We start from the raw sequence: 12,837 nt of genomic DNA, 5'->3' as shown, positions 1-12,837 counted from the left end.
TTTAATTGTTTGGTAAAACTGCAGTAGGATTAATAGGTTTGCCGTCTAAGCGCACCTGAAACTCAAGCATGGTACGGTTTGTACCAGTCGATCCCATTTCTGCAATTTTTTGACCAGCCGTTACATTTTGGCCACTTTTCACATTCAATTTACTGTTATGTGCATAAGCGGTGATATAGCCATTGATATGCTTCACCAACACCAGATTGCCATATTCTTTCAGGCCATCAGCGGCATACACCACCTGCCCGTCTGCTGCTGCAAATACCGGATCGCCGACATTGCCACTATAGTGGGTGCCCTTGATATTAGAAGCTAAATTGTATTGCTGAAGAATCGCACCATTCGATGGTTTTACCCAACGTAAACCTGCAGCCGTAGATACTGGCGTAACCGGTGCAGATGTATTGACGCGTGGTGTGGTTTGTACTGTGGTTGCTGGTGTCACCGGTGCCGGTGTAGGCACTGCAATTGTTTGACGCTGGATTGGCGCTGCCTGAGTCATAGCCTGAGTACTGGTGCTACGGCGCGCAGTATTGCTTTTCAGGCGGATTGATTGTCCGACATAAATCCGGTAAGGCGCACTGATATCATTCATCTCCGCGACACTGATATAGTTCAGCCCATAACGTGCTGCAATCCCGCTCAATGTATCTCCTGAACGCACCGTATAGAAATCAGGAGCTGTTGCATAATGCGTTGCATTATTCACCTGGGGTTTGGTGGCACAACCGGTAATTACTCCTGTAGAAATAACAACGGTCGATAAAACAAGGGTTTTAATCAGGGTTGCAGGCGAAGCTACGACACATTTCGGTAACACCAAGAACATTATCTTCCTCTCTAATGCTATACGGTTGCAAAATTTCGTTAAGATTAGCAAAGTTTTACGGCAATATACTTGCAATCGCGAGTTTTTCACAAAGTTATAACACTAAGGACGCATTTTCTTCCAATTGTGTTTGCAAATTCCGCAAACTCTCATAATTGGTGGCATCCATCTGAATCGGGGTAATACTGACATAGCCATTGGCGACCGCAGAGAAGTCTGAATCAATCTCGCTAAATCCCGGCTTAGGTTCTGCGACTGCTTCTCCCGAGAGTCCAATCCAAAATACCTGACGACCACGCGGATCTACATGACTCGTCACCGGTTTAGACTGACGGCGGCGACTTTGATATGTCACTTTTTCACCCTGCAATTCAGTTACATCTGGAATATTGATATTAAAAATATGTCGCTCAGGCAGAACAGGCAAACCACGAGCAATAAAATCATGCACCCATTCGGCGGCCAACTGATAATCCTGAGGCTGCTGATAGCCACGTACATTCGGCCCACTCAGTGATACGGCAATCGCAGGATGTTTAGTTAAACGACCTTCAAAGGCCGCCCCGACTGTACCGGAATACAAGATATCATCTCCCAGATTTGCGCCGCTATTTATCCCGCTAACCACTAGGTCAAATTCAAAATCAAATAGCCCGTTCATAGCCAAGTAAACGCAATCTGCCGGCGTCCCATTAACCGCCCAGACATCAGGAGAAATCTGGATTGGGCGTAAAGGGCGGTCCAAAGTTAAGGCACTAGAAAAGCCACTGCGTTCACTTTCCGGTGCCACAATCACCACTCGCCCCAAAGGCTTTAGCGCTTGCGCCAAAGCCTGAATACCGGGTGCAAACACCCCATCATCATTTGAAACTAAAATATTCACTAAAAAATCTCGTTACGCTAAAAAATGACTGACTAGGACATTTCATTGTATTAGTGCAGGAATTATATATATTTATTGCTCGACATCCATCTTTATAATATGTGGCTCAAGATGATTAAAAAATTCTCTTTACTTAGCGCTCTCACTTTAAGCTTGGCAGCATTTATTTCCCCTTCAGTCATGGCAAACGATCTGACTGTTGAAGAAAACAATACCATTGTAAAAGAAGATATTGCATCAGCACAGGTTATGGCTGAAGTTTGCCCGGCAATCATTGGTCAAAATCCAAAATTTAACAGCACCGTTGAACAATTGATCCAGTCTTATCTTGCAGACTACTCAGATAAAGGCATGAGCTATCAAAAGCTACAGGCAGACAGTGAATATAAATCTTTACTTGAAGAAGCACGTCAGGGTGCAAAGCAAACCAGCTCAGACGAGCAGAAAACTGTCTGTGAAGAAATGCTGAACTACCAAGGCTAAGCCAGCTAAATTTTCAAATAAGACGGTGTAAACATCGTCTTATTTTCTCTTACAGATTTATTCATAATTCTACAGCTTCGCTACATTTTCCCACTTTTCAATTTCAAAAATAAGTTTAAGCTAGGCAAATTATTGTTCTAAATCCATTTTTTGAGTTTTCAATGAAAAATCCAATATTCCAAGCTTTAACATTCTGCGCAATTTCTGCCGCCACTCTTTTGGGAACTTCTGCATTTGCAGCCGATGAAAACATTAATGTTACCCCAACTCAGCAAGTGACCAAACAGGAACTGGCAGCCATTTATGTTCTTTCAGAAATCTGTCCAAGCATGGTCAAAGACAAGTCACAGTTTAATCAGGGTTATACCAAGCTGGTGACTGAGTATATGCCGGGCCAGCGTAATCCGGTTGAAAGCTTAAACCAGATGGCTAAACAGAACGATTTCCGCAATATTCTGGCCGAAGCACAATCGGATGCCAAGAAAGCCGGCAAGAAAAAAAATCAGGTGATTTGTAATGAATTAACCACCTATAACAATTAAGCTGCTTTTCTGCCGATAACTTACAATACTTTTGAAATAAGACCGGGTTTCCCATAGAAGTCAGCCTAGCTTTGTCCTAAAATGCTAGGCTCTTCGTGCTTACATCAAGATATAGGAACCCACTAGAAATGACCCAAAAAACTGCCCTTGCTGCATTATTATTAGTTCCTAGTTTTAGCTTTGCAGCAACTGTCCTATCTGCACCACCAGAATTGAATAATAAATCCTACGTGCTAATGGACTACGAGACAGGGCAACTTCTCGCTTCAAAAAATGAAAATGAAAAATTAGCCCCTGCTTCAATGACCAAGATGATGACCAGCTACATCATCGAACAAAAACTATTGAGCGGTGAACTCACTGAAGATGAACAAGTGCGCATGAACGAGTCAGCATGGTGTCGCGGCAGTAGCGCGGAATCATGTATGTATGTACCTTTAAATGGTACGGCAACTGCACTTGAAATGCTTCGCGGGATTATTATTCAATCAGGGAATGATGCATCGAAAGCCATGGCTGAACATATTGCAGGGAACGAGGGTACCTTTGCACATATGATGAACCAGGAAGCTAAACGTATTGGCATGACCAATACCAGCTTTATCAATTCAACCGGTATGCCGGCTGAAGGTCATTATTCAACTGCCAAAGATATGGCAACGCTGGCACAACACATCATTAAAGACAGTTCTAAGTATTATCCGATTTATGCGGAAAAAGAATTTACCTTTAATGGCATCAAGCAAGGTAACCGTAATGCCCTGCTATATACTGATCCGAGTGTAGATGGTTTAAAAACTGGCCACACTGATGAAGCTGGTTATTGTTTGACTACCTCATCAAAACGCGGTCCTACGCGTTTGATTTCAGTGATTTTTGGTGCACCAACCATGCAGGAACGTGCGACACAAACACGTGAATTGTTGGCTTGGGGTTATGCAAACTTCGAAACCAAAAATGTTCAACCGGCTAAACAGGTACTTGCTAAAGCCAAAGTCTGGTTTGGTAAGGAAGATGAAGTTCAGATCGGTCTTGCTGAAAACTTTAATGTGACTATGCCGAAAGGTCAGGCCAACGCGATTAAAACCCAGCTGGTGGTTCAGCCTAAACTGACTGCACCTTTACAGCCTGGTCAGGTCGTAGGTAAATACGTAGCGACTCTGGATGGTAAAGTAATTTCAGAAAAACCGTTGGTGGCTTTAAACGCGGTTGAAGAAGCTGGTTTCTTCGCACGTATGCTCGACCACATTAAACAATTCTTCTCAAACTTGTTCTAAGTTTAAATAGACTGTTTTAGTCTAGCACTAAGACCAAAGCACTCATTCAGATGGGTGCTTTTTATTTTATACTATGCACATGATCCTTAAACTTTTAATGAGCAGATCACCATGAGCCAAAACATTCGTTCTTATTTAGACACAACTCCACAAATTGATGAATCGTGTTATATCGATCCGATGGGAATCGTGGTCGGCGATGTGGTCTTGGCTGAAAATGTTTCTGTCTGGCCTTTTGCCGTGATTCGTGGTGATGTTAATTCAATCCGGATTGGTAAAAATTCGAATGTTCAGGATCATGCCATGTTGCATGTCAGTCATAAAAAAGCCGATAAACCGAATGGTTCGCCTTTGATCATTGGTGAAGATGTCACGATTGGCCATCATGTGACATTGCATGGTTGTACGATTGGTAATCGTGTACTAATTGGGATTAACAGCATTATTCTGGATGATGTCATCATTCCGAATGATGTGATGATTGGTGCAGGTACGCTAGTTCCACCGGGTAAAGTTTTGGAAAGTGGCTGGCTCTATGTTGGTAGCCCGGCAAAAAAAGCACGTCCGCTCACTGAAAAAGAAATGGCGTTCTTGCCGTATTCTGCACATAATTATGTAAAAGTTTCTGAGAATTATAAATAACTGTTTTAATTGCCAAATTTTTTGATCGTTAGATACAATAAATTAAATCTATCTCTATATGAATATTTATGTTTAAAGAAATTGAAAAATATGTGGGATTTTATCTACTCACCTACATAATAATTTTATTCATATGTGGATTTTTTCAGTACATAGCAGTGTGTCAAGGACAATCTTTATCTTGTAGCTTCAGTATGACTGGAATTAACACAATTATTACAACCACTACTTATGTAATAACACCTATAGTTGCCATCATTGGTTTTATTTCTTGGAAGGTACAATATAACATTCAACTCGAAAAAAATGATCTCAGAAATGCTTTAGAGGCTGCCGTCATACTCAAGGAAAATATAAATTATTTTGAAGTACATTTAAATAACTTATATTTACAAATACAAGAAGTACCCGTAAAAAACTTCGAAACACTTATTTCACATTATGATGAAAATAAAGTTGAAATTAGACAAAAAAGACGTGAACTTTCCCTGAATACAATCAAATATTACTCATGTCTAGAAATATGCCAACATCCAATTCCTGAAAGTCAAATTGACTTTCTATATAATCATAACAATGAATTTGAAGGAAAGTTTAAAACTATAGTTTTCGGAAAATTTCATCATAGCCACACACCCTAAAATTTTATACAATAGTGCATCCTTTTCCATGGTGCTGCTTTATGACCGCTTGGACTGCTCATGTCACTGTCGCAACTGTCGTTGAAAAAGACGGAAAATTCCTGTTTGTAGAAGAACATACAGAAGGTGTGACACACACGGTATTTAATCAGCCAGCAGGTCATGTTGAATGCGGTGAAACCATTATTGAAGCCGCAATTCGTGAAACCATGGAAGAAACAGGTCATAGGGTGGAAGTAAAACACTTATTAGGTATATATACCTATACTCCACCGATGTTCCCGGATCGTACTTATTACCGTTTCTGTTTCTTGGCCAAATCCATTGACTATGACCCAAATGCCACTTTAGATACAGATATTATCGGCGCAGTCTGGATGACGCTTGATGAACTGATTGAATCTGCTCGCGCGCGTAGTCCATTGGTGATTAAAGCCGTGCAAGATGCGCTTTCAGGTCAAAAATATCCTTTATCGCTCATTTACGAGCACCAAAATTCTCCCTTAATTTCAAATTTGGATGCCTAATCCTATGCAACAACGTGTCATCGTCGGTATGTCAGGTGGTGTAGATTCATCTGTTTCTGCTGCCCTTTTACTTCAACAAGGTTATCAGGTTGAAGGTCTTTTCATGAAAAACTGGGAAGAAGATGACGGCACAGAATATTGCACGGCGATGGATGACCTTGCCGATGCACAAGCCGTTTGCGACAAAATCGGGATTAAACTGCATACCGCAAACTTTGCCATGGAATATTGGGATCGCGTATTCGAGCATTTCCTGGCGGAATATGCGGCTGGCCGTACGCCAAACCCAGACATTTTATGTAATAAAGAAATTAAATTCCGTGCCTTCTTAGATCACGCGATTAACTTGGGTGCAGACTTTATTGCCACAGGCCATTACTGCCGTCGTGGTGAAACCATGACCAACTCACGTGGTGAAGAATATGCACCTTTATTGCGTGGTGTGGACAATAACAAAGACCAGACTTATTTCCTGCATGCTGTCCATGGTCGTGAAATTAATAAGACCCTGTTCCCTGTTGGTGAAATTGAAAAGCCACAAGTCCGTAAAATTGCAGAAGAATTAGATCTGGTCACGGCCAAGAAAAAAGACTCGACTGGCATCTGTTTCATTGGTGAACGTCGATTTAATGACTTCTTGAAGCAATATTTACCTGCTCAACCCGGAAAAATCGTACTGGAAGACGGTAAAGAGGTTGGTGATCATCACGGCTTAATGTACTATACGCTCGGTCAACGCGGTGGTATTGGTATTGGCGGTATGAAAGGCGTCGCTGAAGGCGCCTGGTTCGTATTGCATAAAGATATCGAAGGCAATCGTCTGGTGGTCGGCCAAGGCCATGAACACCCACTGATGCAAAGCACCATACTTTGGAGTGAGGCGATTGACTGGGTGGCAGGTGAGCAAGATATTCCTGAAACAGGTTTCCGCTGTACAGCCAAAACCCGTTACCGTCAGACTGATCAAGCGTGTACGGTATACCAGGATTCAGAATCACCGAATGGTGTTCGTGTTGAGTTTGATGAACCTCAACGTGCAGTGACCCCGGGTCAAAGCGTGGTGTTCTATTCAGGTGAAGTTTGTTTAGGGGGTGGTGTGATTCATCATACCAATGCACCTAAACCTGATTTTATAAAAGGATGAATTCGGCATGACGGAGTTACCATTTCAACCAGCCACAACGTTGAATACTCGTCAAAATCGTGCTTTGGCATTAGCGGGTGTGTTTCAGGCCACCCAGCTAACCCATATGACAGCATTGACGGGGCAGCAAAGCATTGGTGAAAGTGGTAACTTTTATTTTGAACAGTTAATTAGAGCCAGTCTTAATATCCGTCCCGGCAGCAATCAGAATGCCCAGACCCTGGACTTTTTTAATCAACTGGCCGATATTTCCTTAGGTTTAAAAACATTAGAAAGCAGCATTATTCAACCCTTCAATACTTCTCCAAAATCCAGAATTCCAAAACTTTCCAGCACCAAACTTCCCATGAGCTATGCAATGGCACTTCTTCAATTAGAAAAGAAGGTCTATAGCAACCCCAAATTTGTTGAAATTATTGAACAGTCCCAACAGAAAATTCTCAGACAGCTTTCTTTCTTTGATAATAATTACCTGCACCCCAGCATCATTGCCAATCTCGCTCAAACCTATGTCGATACGGCCGGACAGATTAATCCGCGTATTATGGTACGTGGCAATGCCGAAGCCTTTAAAGATGCCGGACACACCAACCGTATTCGTGCGTCCTTATTTACCGGTTTGCAAATGGCGCACTTGTGGCGTCAGCTCGGTGGCAGCTCTTGGGGCATGGTATTTGGCAAGCGCAAGTTGCTACAAGATATTCAGAATCTAGCGCGTTTACAGTTTCAGGTGGTTTAACTGATGCTGCACGTGTTTCGTTTTACGTTTAATTCCAAAATCTAAGGAATCGATATGAACGCTTTAACTGCACTTTCTCCATTAGATGGACGTTACGCGAGCAAATGTGATGCTCTACGTCCTTTTCTTTCTGAGTTTGGTTTAATCCATGCTCGTGTGACTGTTGAAGTGCGTTGGTTACAAGCGCTTGCAAACCACCCGGAAATTACTGAAGTACCGGCGTTTTCAGGTGAAACTAATGCAGCGCTTGATGCGATTGTGAGCGATTTTTCTGAAGATGGCGCCAATCGCATCAAAGAGATCGAACGCACCACTAACCACGACGTTAAAGCGGTTGAGTATTTCCTGAAAGAAAAAATCGCTGGTATCGAAGAACTTAAAAATGCCGGTGAATTCATTCACTTTGCATGTACGTCTGAAGATATTAACAACCTGTCACATGCCTTGATGCTGAAAAGCGGTCGTGATGTACTGGTTGCATCTATGCAGCAAATCATCGATTCAATCGTTGCGCTTTCTGAAAAGCATGCAGACCAGCCAATGTTGTCTCGTACTCATGGTCAAACTGCAAGCCCGACAACTTTGGGTAAAGAAATGGCGAACGTGGCTTACCGCCTTGCACGCCAAATCAAACAGTTCAAAAATGTTGAGCTACTGGGCAAAATCAATGGTGCAGTAGGTAACTACAATGCGCACTACTCTGCTTACCCAGACATCAACTGGCCTGCGCATTCACAAGCATTTGTAGAGTCTTTGGGTCTAGACTTCAACCCGTACACCACTCAAATCGAGCCACATGACTATATGGCTGAACTGTTTGATGCGCTACGTCGTTTCAACACTATTCTGATCGATTTTAACCGTGATATTTGGGGCTATATCTCTCTTGGTTTCTTCAAGCAAAAACTAAAAGAAGGCGAAGTTGGTTCTTCAACCATGCCACACAAAGTTAACCCAATTGACTTTGAAAACTCTGAAGGTAACTTGGGTATTGCCAATGCTGTACTTGCACACCTTGGCGAAAAACTGCCTATTTCTCGCTGGCAGCGTGACCTGACTGACTCTACGGTGCTTCGTAACATGGGTGTTGGTTTTGCGCAAAGCTTAATTGCTTTTGAAGCTTGCTCTAAAGGTATTGGTAAACTGGAATTGAATGCTGCGCGTATCAATGAAGATTTGGATAATGCCCAAGAAGTATTGGCTGAACCAATTCAAACTGTAATGCGTCGTTACAACGTTGAAAAACCATACGAAAAACTAAAAGCCCTGACTCGTGGTCAAGCCATGACTCGCGACATGATGGTAGATTTCGTAAACGGTAACGAGTTAGAAGCTGTTCCTGCTGCTGACCGTGCGCGTTTAGCGGAAATGACACCTGCATCATATACAGGTAATGCTGCTGATCAAGCTAAACAGGTAGCTGAGCTGATTGCAAAAATCTAATTTGCAATAAGACGAAAAGGCGAAGCTCAGGCTTCGCCTTTTTATTTATAATGTATTTTATTTTAAAAAAGATATTTCATAATAACGACATGATTGAACATCGACTTTCTGCCAAACATTACGCGAGCCTGGGCATTTTAATTCTGGCGAGTTTGCTTGCCAGTATTCGTCCTTTAGAACTGGAAGCTTATCTCTTGCATCAAGCAGGCACAGTTTTCATGATCATCATGCTGCTCATCTGCCTGTATAAAATCGGGCTGAATTTTTTAAATTTTAATTTATATATTCTTTTTCTGATTGTTCATGTGATTGCTGCGCACTATCTGTATTCTTATGTGCCCTATAACCAGTGGATCGAACAGATTTTTGGCTTTAATCTGAATGAAGCCATGCACTGGTCACGCAATATGTTCGACCGATTTGTCCATCTGGCCTACGGATTATTACTTTATCCAGTTTTCCATCGCCTGTTTCAGGTCTGGTTGCCGCAGCAAAAACCCGTGGTCATTTTCCTACTGGTGATTCAGTTTGTGGTGGCCAGCAGCATGCTCTATGAATGGCTGGAATGGCTGATTGCCATTGGTTTATCTCCTGAGGAAGCGGAAAACTATAATGGACAACAAGGTGATATGTGGGATGCACACAAAGACATCTTGCTTGCTACGATTGGCGCGGCGATAACAGGCGGGCTGCAATTGATACCGAAAAATCAAAAAAGCTCATCGAAGTGAGCTTTTAAAATCACAATCTAATAGCTGAATTAAAGTTTTGGATCACGCATTTAATTACATTCATATTTTTCAATTATGAATGTGGGCAATATCGCATCCAATCATCTTTCATTTTTTGCAGTTCATTCCCCGTCAACATCTCACTGTAATAAATGAAATAGGTTGCATCAGGATATTGAATCTCATGACGGAACATCATGCCACGCAGTGACACAGATAACTCCTCAGGAAAATCATCCTCTAAATAAAGTTCTTCAAATTCATAATTAAAATAACAATTTTGCGTCGCAAGAAATGCTTCAGCTATAGCCATGTTTCTGCTCTAACAATGAAATATGCTTTATATTATCTGATTAGTTTCAATGATGGTTTACATTTCATTCGGTTCAATCCATTGAACAAACTTAGATTCTGACAAATGTGGATATTTGAACTTATCTAGATATTCAAAACAGGCCTTTTGGCCTTGAGGAATTTTATCCAGATGCTTATCGAAAAATAAATGCCGACTATATTGAGCGCCATCAAAGCGAATACTCACACGTTCAAATTCATTACCACCTCGAACTTTATGCATCTGATAAAACTGCACAACACCACATTCCTTCGATGGAATAACAGGTGGATCATTGGGCTTTAGAAAGCTATACAGCAGAAAGATACAAACGCCGGGTAGAAAACTCAGCCAAAACAAAACCTTCTTAGAATTATCCTGAGTTAATTTTGCTTCAGAATAAAGCATACATAACATCGGAATAAATACGATACTAAAAAAACCAAGCAACAAAATAAACGTGAGCATATGAGCCTAGACTCAATCAGAGTACTCCACTTATATCATAACAATATGATTTCAAAAAATAAAAAAGCTCACCGAAGTGAGCTTTAAAATTCATTCAAGATCAACTGAATTAAAGTTTTGGATCACGCATTTGTACCAAGTTTGCATTGGCTTTGCTTAAGCTTTCCATGACTTTATTCATGACAGTGGGTACCAGTGAATCAGCAATTTGCGCTGCTTGCAGGCCCAGCTTTTCACCCAAAGTTGGTTTCTTGCGGGTCTGGATGGAATAGATATCATGTTGGGGCAACAAGTTGAGCAGGTATTCATCTGAGGTTTGCAGTTTATCCACCAGATTTAGATCTAGCGCATCCCGACCATACCAATGCTCACCAGTGGCCACTTTTTCAATATTCAGCTGTGGGCGATACTTTTCAACGAAATGTTTGAATAAAGCATGTGTTTGCTGTAATTCTTCTTCAAACTTGGCCTTACCCTCTTCGGTATTTTCACCAAACATAGTCACGGTACGTTTGTACTGTCCTGCGGTATAGAGTTCAAAGTCGATTTTATTGTCTTTCAGCAGGCGGTTAAAGTTGGGGACTTGAGCAACCACACCAATTGAACCGACAATCGCGAATGGTGCAGAAATAATTTCATTGGCGATACACGCCATCATATAACCGCCACTGGCCGCCACTTTATCGACACAGATGGTCAGATGAAAACCTGCCTCGCGTAAACGTACCAGTTGAGCTGCTGCAAGTCCATAACCATGAACCATGCCGCCCGGACTTTCCAGACGCACTACCACACGGTCACGACCGGCTTTGGCTGTGGCCAGAATCAAGGTAATTTCTTCACGCAAGCCTTCTACCGCAGAAGCCGCCATATCGCCTTTAAAATCGAGTACATAGATTTTTTGATTGGTTTTCTTACGCGCACGCGCTTCTTTTGACAGTTGTTGTGATAACTGTAAAAGTTCCAGTTTAGAGCCAGTAGTTTGCGCTATTTTTTTTCGTTGTTCATTGATACGCGCATTGAGATGACTAATACGGATTTCAGCGGACAGTTTCGGAGTATGAAATAACATAAAAAATCTATTCTCTATTTAATTCGGATTTATTCCTTTAGATTAGGTCAATTTCGGTTTTTTTCAACTTTATTTCGAGAATTATTACGATTATCACCATCTATTTCACCTATAAAAAAAGAGCCTTGCGGCTCTTATTCTAGATATGGGATTAACCGAAACGCCCGGTAATATAGGCTTCAGTCAACTGATGATCTGGCTGGGTAAAGACTTTTTCGGTCGAGTTGACTTCAATCAGATCCCCCAAATGGAAATACGCAGTACGATCCGATACACGTGCTGCCTGTTGCATAGAGTGCGTTACGATCGCGATGGTATATTGCGTAGATAGCTCAGAAATCAGCTCTTCCACTTTGGCGGTTGCAATGGGATCAAGTGCCGAACACGGTTCATCCATCAAAATGACTTCTGGACTGACTGCAATCGTACGCGCGATACACAGACGTTGCTGCTGACCACCTGACAAACCTGTTCCCGGCTGGTTCAAACGATCTTTCACTTCTTCCCACAGACCGGCTTTGCGCAAGCTGCCTTCGACAATTTCTTCAAGATCGTACTTGTCACGCGCCAAACCATGCAGTTTTGGGCCATAGGAGACATTATCGAAGATTGATTTTGGAAATGGGTTCGGCTTCTGGAACACCATACCAACCTGTGCACGTAGCAAGACCACATCAAGATTTGGATCATAAATATCTTGGTTATCCAACATCACTTTACCGGTTACACGGCAGCTATCAATGGTATCGTTCATGCGGTTTAAGGTACGCAAAAAGGTTGATTTACCACAGCCTGATGGCCCAATAAAAGCAATCACTTCATTTTCATAAATGTTCAGGTCAATGCCTTTAATCGCTTCCGCTTCACCATAGTACACATGCACATTAGAAGTACTAAGTTTCACATTCGTCGACTTCGCATCTTTTTTGCTGCTGCTTTGCGTATCGAACTGGGAAACAAACGGAGTTGCCGGCTTTTGAGTCGCCTCATCCGAGGTGAATTGTGTCTGTTGTGGATTCACGATTTGATCCTTTTTTAAGGAATTTTGAATAACAGTTGTGTTCATGATTCTGCCCCTA

Annotated in this window: 16 protein-coding genes; 10 read left to right on the top strand and 6 right to left on the bottom strand. The window is 41.9% G+C overall.

Translation table 11 applies throughout. The features are described from left to right. Window position 1: 1 nt before the first annotated feature. Together FTT86_RS01145 and surE are read right to left on the bottom strand one after the other, a co-directional pair. Window positions 2–832 carry a peptidoglycan DD-metalloendopeptidase family protein gene (locus FTT86_RS01145; RefSeq protein WP_180180407.1) on the bottom strand — a complete coding sequence of 277 codons (831 nt, stop codon included), beginning with the start codon at window positions 830–832 and terminating at the stop codon, window positions 2–4. Window positions 833–926: 94 nt separating this feature from the next. Next, window positions 927–1,715: a 5'/3'-nucleotidase SurE gene (surE, locus tag FTT86_RS01140; RefSeq protein ID WP_005251318.1), complete on the bottom strand. Its 789-nt coding sequence runs from the start codon at window positions 1,713–1,715 to the stop codon at window positions 927–929. Between the two features lie 111 nt (window positions 1,716–1,826). Here surE and FTT86_RS01135 point away from each other — a divergent pair, with 111 nt between their 5' ends. From FTT86_RS01135 to FTT86_RS01090, 10 genes are all read left to right on the top strand, one after another. Further along, window positions 1,827–2,198, top strand: a complete 372-nt coding sequence (locus FTT86_RS01135) for an MCR_0457 family protein (RefSeq protein WP_005251317.1) — start codon at window positions 1,827–1,829, stop codon at window positions 2,196–2,198. Between the two features lie 161 nt (window positions 2,199–2,359). Continuing rightward, window positions 2,360–2,740, top strand: a complete 381-nt coding sequence (locus FTT86_RS01130) for an MCR_0457 family protein (RefSeq protein WP_005104587.1) — start codon at window positions 2,360–2,362, stop codon at window positions 2,738–2,740. Window positions 2,741–2,868: 128 nt separating this feature from the next. After that, window positions 2,869–4,017: a D-alanyl-D-alanine carboxypeptidase PBP5/6 gene (gene dacC / locus FTT86_RS01125; protein ID WP_004646537.1), complete on the top strand. Its 1,149-nt coding sequence runs from the start codon at window positions 2,869–2,871 to the stop codon at window positions 4,015–4,017. 111 nt (window positions 4,018–4,128) lie between these two features. Then, a complete protein-coding gene (locus FTT86_RS01120; protein WP_071851921.1) occupies window positions 4,129–4,659 on the top strand; it encodes a gamma carbonic anhydrase family protein in 531 nt (176 codons plus the stop codon). 68 nt (window positions 4,660–4,727) lie between these two features. Next, window positions 4,728–5,300: a hypothetical protein gene (locus tag FTT86_RS01115; RefSeq protein ID WP_071851919.1), complete on the top strand. Its 573-nt coding sequence runs from the start codon at window positions 4,728–4,730 to the stop codon at window positions 5,298–5,300. 41 nt (window positions 5,301–5,341) lie between these two features. Next, complete coding sequence (locus FTT86_RS01110; protein ID WP_004646534.1) at window positions 5,342–5,827, top strand: NUDIX hydrolase; 486 nt, start codon at window positions 5,342–5,344, stop codon at window positions 5,825–5,827. A gap of 4 nt (window positions 5,828–5,831) precedes the next feature. Then, a complete protein-coding gene (gene mnmA / locus FTT86_RS01105) occupies window positions 5,832–6,971 on the top strand; it encodes a tRNA 2-thiouridine(34) synthase MnmA (RefSeq protein WP_071851917.1) in 1,140 nt (379 codons plus the stop codon). A gap of 7 nt (window positions 6,972–6,978) precedes the next feature. Then, window positions 6,979–7,710, top strand: a complete 732-nt coding sequence (gene hflD / locus FTT86_RS01100; protein WP_005107369.1) for a high frequency lysogenization protein HflD — start codon at window positions 6,979–6,981, stop codon at window positions 7,708–7,710. Window positions 7,711–7,764: 54 nt separating this feature from the next. Next, a complete protein-coding gene (gene purB / locus FTT86_RS01095; RefSeq protein ID WP_044112892.1) occupies window positions 7,765–9,153 on the top strand; it encodes an adenylosuccinate lyase in 1,389 nt (462 codons plus the stop codon). Window positions 9,154–9,242: 89 nt separating this feature from the next. After that, window positions 9,243–9,884 carry a DUF2238 domain-containing protein gene (locus tag FTT86_RS01090; protein WP_004646530.1) on the top strand — a complete coding sequence of 214 codons (642 nt, stop codon included), beginning with the start codon at window positions 9,243–9,245 and terminating at the stop codon, window positions 9,882–9,884. 73 nt (window positions 9,885–9,957) lie between these two features. On the opposite strand, the gene FTT86_RS01085 is transcribed toward FTT86_RS01090, so the two are convergent. From FTT86_RS01085 to pstB, 4 genes are all read right to left on the bottom strand, one after another. Next, window positions 9,958–10,197 (bottom strand): hypothetical protein, encoded by a 240-nt coding sequence (locus tag FTT86_RS01085; protein WP_004646529.1) that lies wholly within the window; start codon window positions 10,195–10,197, stop codon window positions 9,958–9,960. Between the two features lie 57 nt (window positions 10,198–10,254). Then, window positions 10,255–10,686: a hypothetical protein gene (locus FTT86_RS01080; protein WP_004279718.1), complete on the bottom strand. Its 432-nt coding sequence runs from the start codon at window positions 10,684–10,686 to the stop codon at window positions 10,255–10,257. A gap of 109 nt (window positions 10,687–10,795) precedes the next feature. Then, a complete protein-coding gene (gene sohB, locus FTT86_RS01075; RefSeq protein WP_004646527.1) occupies window positions 10,796–11,758 on the bottom strand; it encodes a protease SohB in 963 nt (320 codons plus the stop codon). A gap of 151 nt (window positions 11,759–11,909) precedes the next feature. Further along, window positions 11,910–12,824, bottom strand: a complete 915-nt coding sequence (pstB, locus tag FTT86_RS01070; RefSeq protein WP_005262140.1) for a phosphate ABC transporter ATP-binding protein PstB — start codon at window positions 12,822–12,824, stop codon at window positions 11,910–11,912. Window positions 12,825–12,837 lie beyond the last annotated feature (13 nt).

Origin of the sequence: Acinetobacter sp. YH01021 (genome assembly GCF_013420255.1) — a bacterium.
GTDB lineage: Bacteria > Pseudomonadota > Gammaproteobacteria > Pseudomonadales > Moraxellaceae > Acinetobacter.
The sequence above is the reverse complement of the archived record's forward strand: the minus strand, read 5'-3'. Positions and strand labels throughout refer to the sequence as shown.

What these genes read in the sequence shown, in the direction of transcription:
- mnmA (WP_071851917.1), top strand. Translation starts at nt 5,832, where the DNA reads ATGCAACAACGTGTCATCGTCGGTATGTCAGGTGGTGTAGATTCATCT.
- FTT86_RS01090 (WP_004646530.1), top strand. Translation starts at nt 9,243, where the DNA reads ATGATTGAACATCGACTTTCTGCCAAACATTACGCGAGCCTGGGCATT.
- FTT86_RS01110 (WP_004646534.1), top strand. Translation starts at nt 5,342, where the DNA reads ATGACCGCTTGGACTGCTCATGTCACTGTCGCAACTGTCGTTGAAAAA.
- FTT86_RS01115 (WP_071851919.1), top strand. Translation starts at nt 4,728, where the DNA reads ATGTTTAAAGAAATTGAAAAATATGTGGGATTTTATCTACTCACCTAC.
- FTT86_RS01085 (WP_004646529.1), bottom strand. Translation starts at nt 10,197, where the DNA reads ATGGCTATAGCTGAAGCATTTCTTGCGACGCAAAATTGTTATTTTAAT.
- FTT86_RS01120 (WP_071851921.1), top strand. Translation starts at nt 4,129, where the DNA reads ATGAGCCAAAACATTCGTTCTTATTTAGACACAACTCCACAAATTGAT.
- FTT86_RS01130 (WP_005104587.1), top strand. Translation starts at nt 2,360, where the DNA reads ATGAAAAATCCAATATTCCAAGCTTTAACATTCTGCGCAATTTCTGCC.
- purB (WP_044112892.1), top strand. Translation starts at nt 7,765, where the DNA reads ATGAACGCTTTAACTGCACTTTCTCCATTAGATGGACGTTACGCGAGC.
- pstB (WP_005262140.1), bottom strand. Translation starts at nt 12,824, where the DNA reads ATGAACACAACTGTTATTCAAAATTCCTTAAAAAAGGATCAAATCGTG.
- dacC (WP_004646537.1), top strand. Translation starts at nt 2,869, where the DNA reads ATGACCCAAAAAACTGCCCTTGCTGCATTATTATTAGTTCCTAGTTTT.
- sohB (WP_004646527.1), bottom strand. Translation starts at nt 11,758, where the DNA reads ATGTTATTTCATACTCCGAAACTGTCCGCTGAAATCCGTATTAGTCAT.
- FTT86_RS01145 (WP_180180407.1), bottom strand. Translation starts at nt 832, where the DNA reads ATGTTCTTGGTGTTACCGAAATGTGTCGTAGCTTCGCCTGCAACCCTG.
- hflD (WP_005107369.1), top strand. Translation starts at nt 6,979, where the DNA reads ATGACGGAGTTACCATTTCAACCAGCCACAACGTTGAATACTCGTCAA.
- FTT86_RS01080 (WP_004279718.1), bottom strand. Translation starts at nt 10,686, where the DNA reads ATGCTCACGTTTATTTTGTTGCTTGGTTTTTTTAGTATCGTATTTATT.
- FTT86_RS01135 (WP_005251317.1), top strand. Translation starts at nt 1,827, where the DNA reads ATGATTAAAAAATTCTCTTTACTTAGCGCTCTCACTTTAAGCTTGGCA.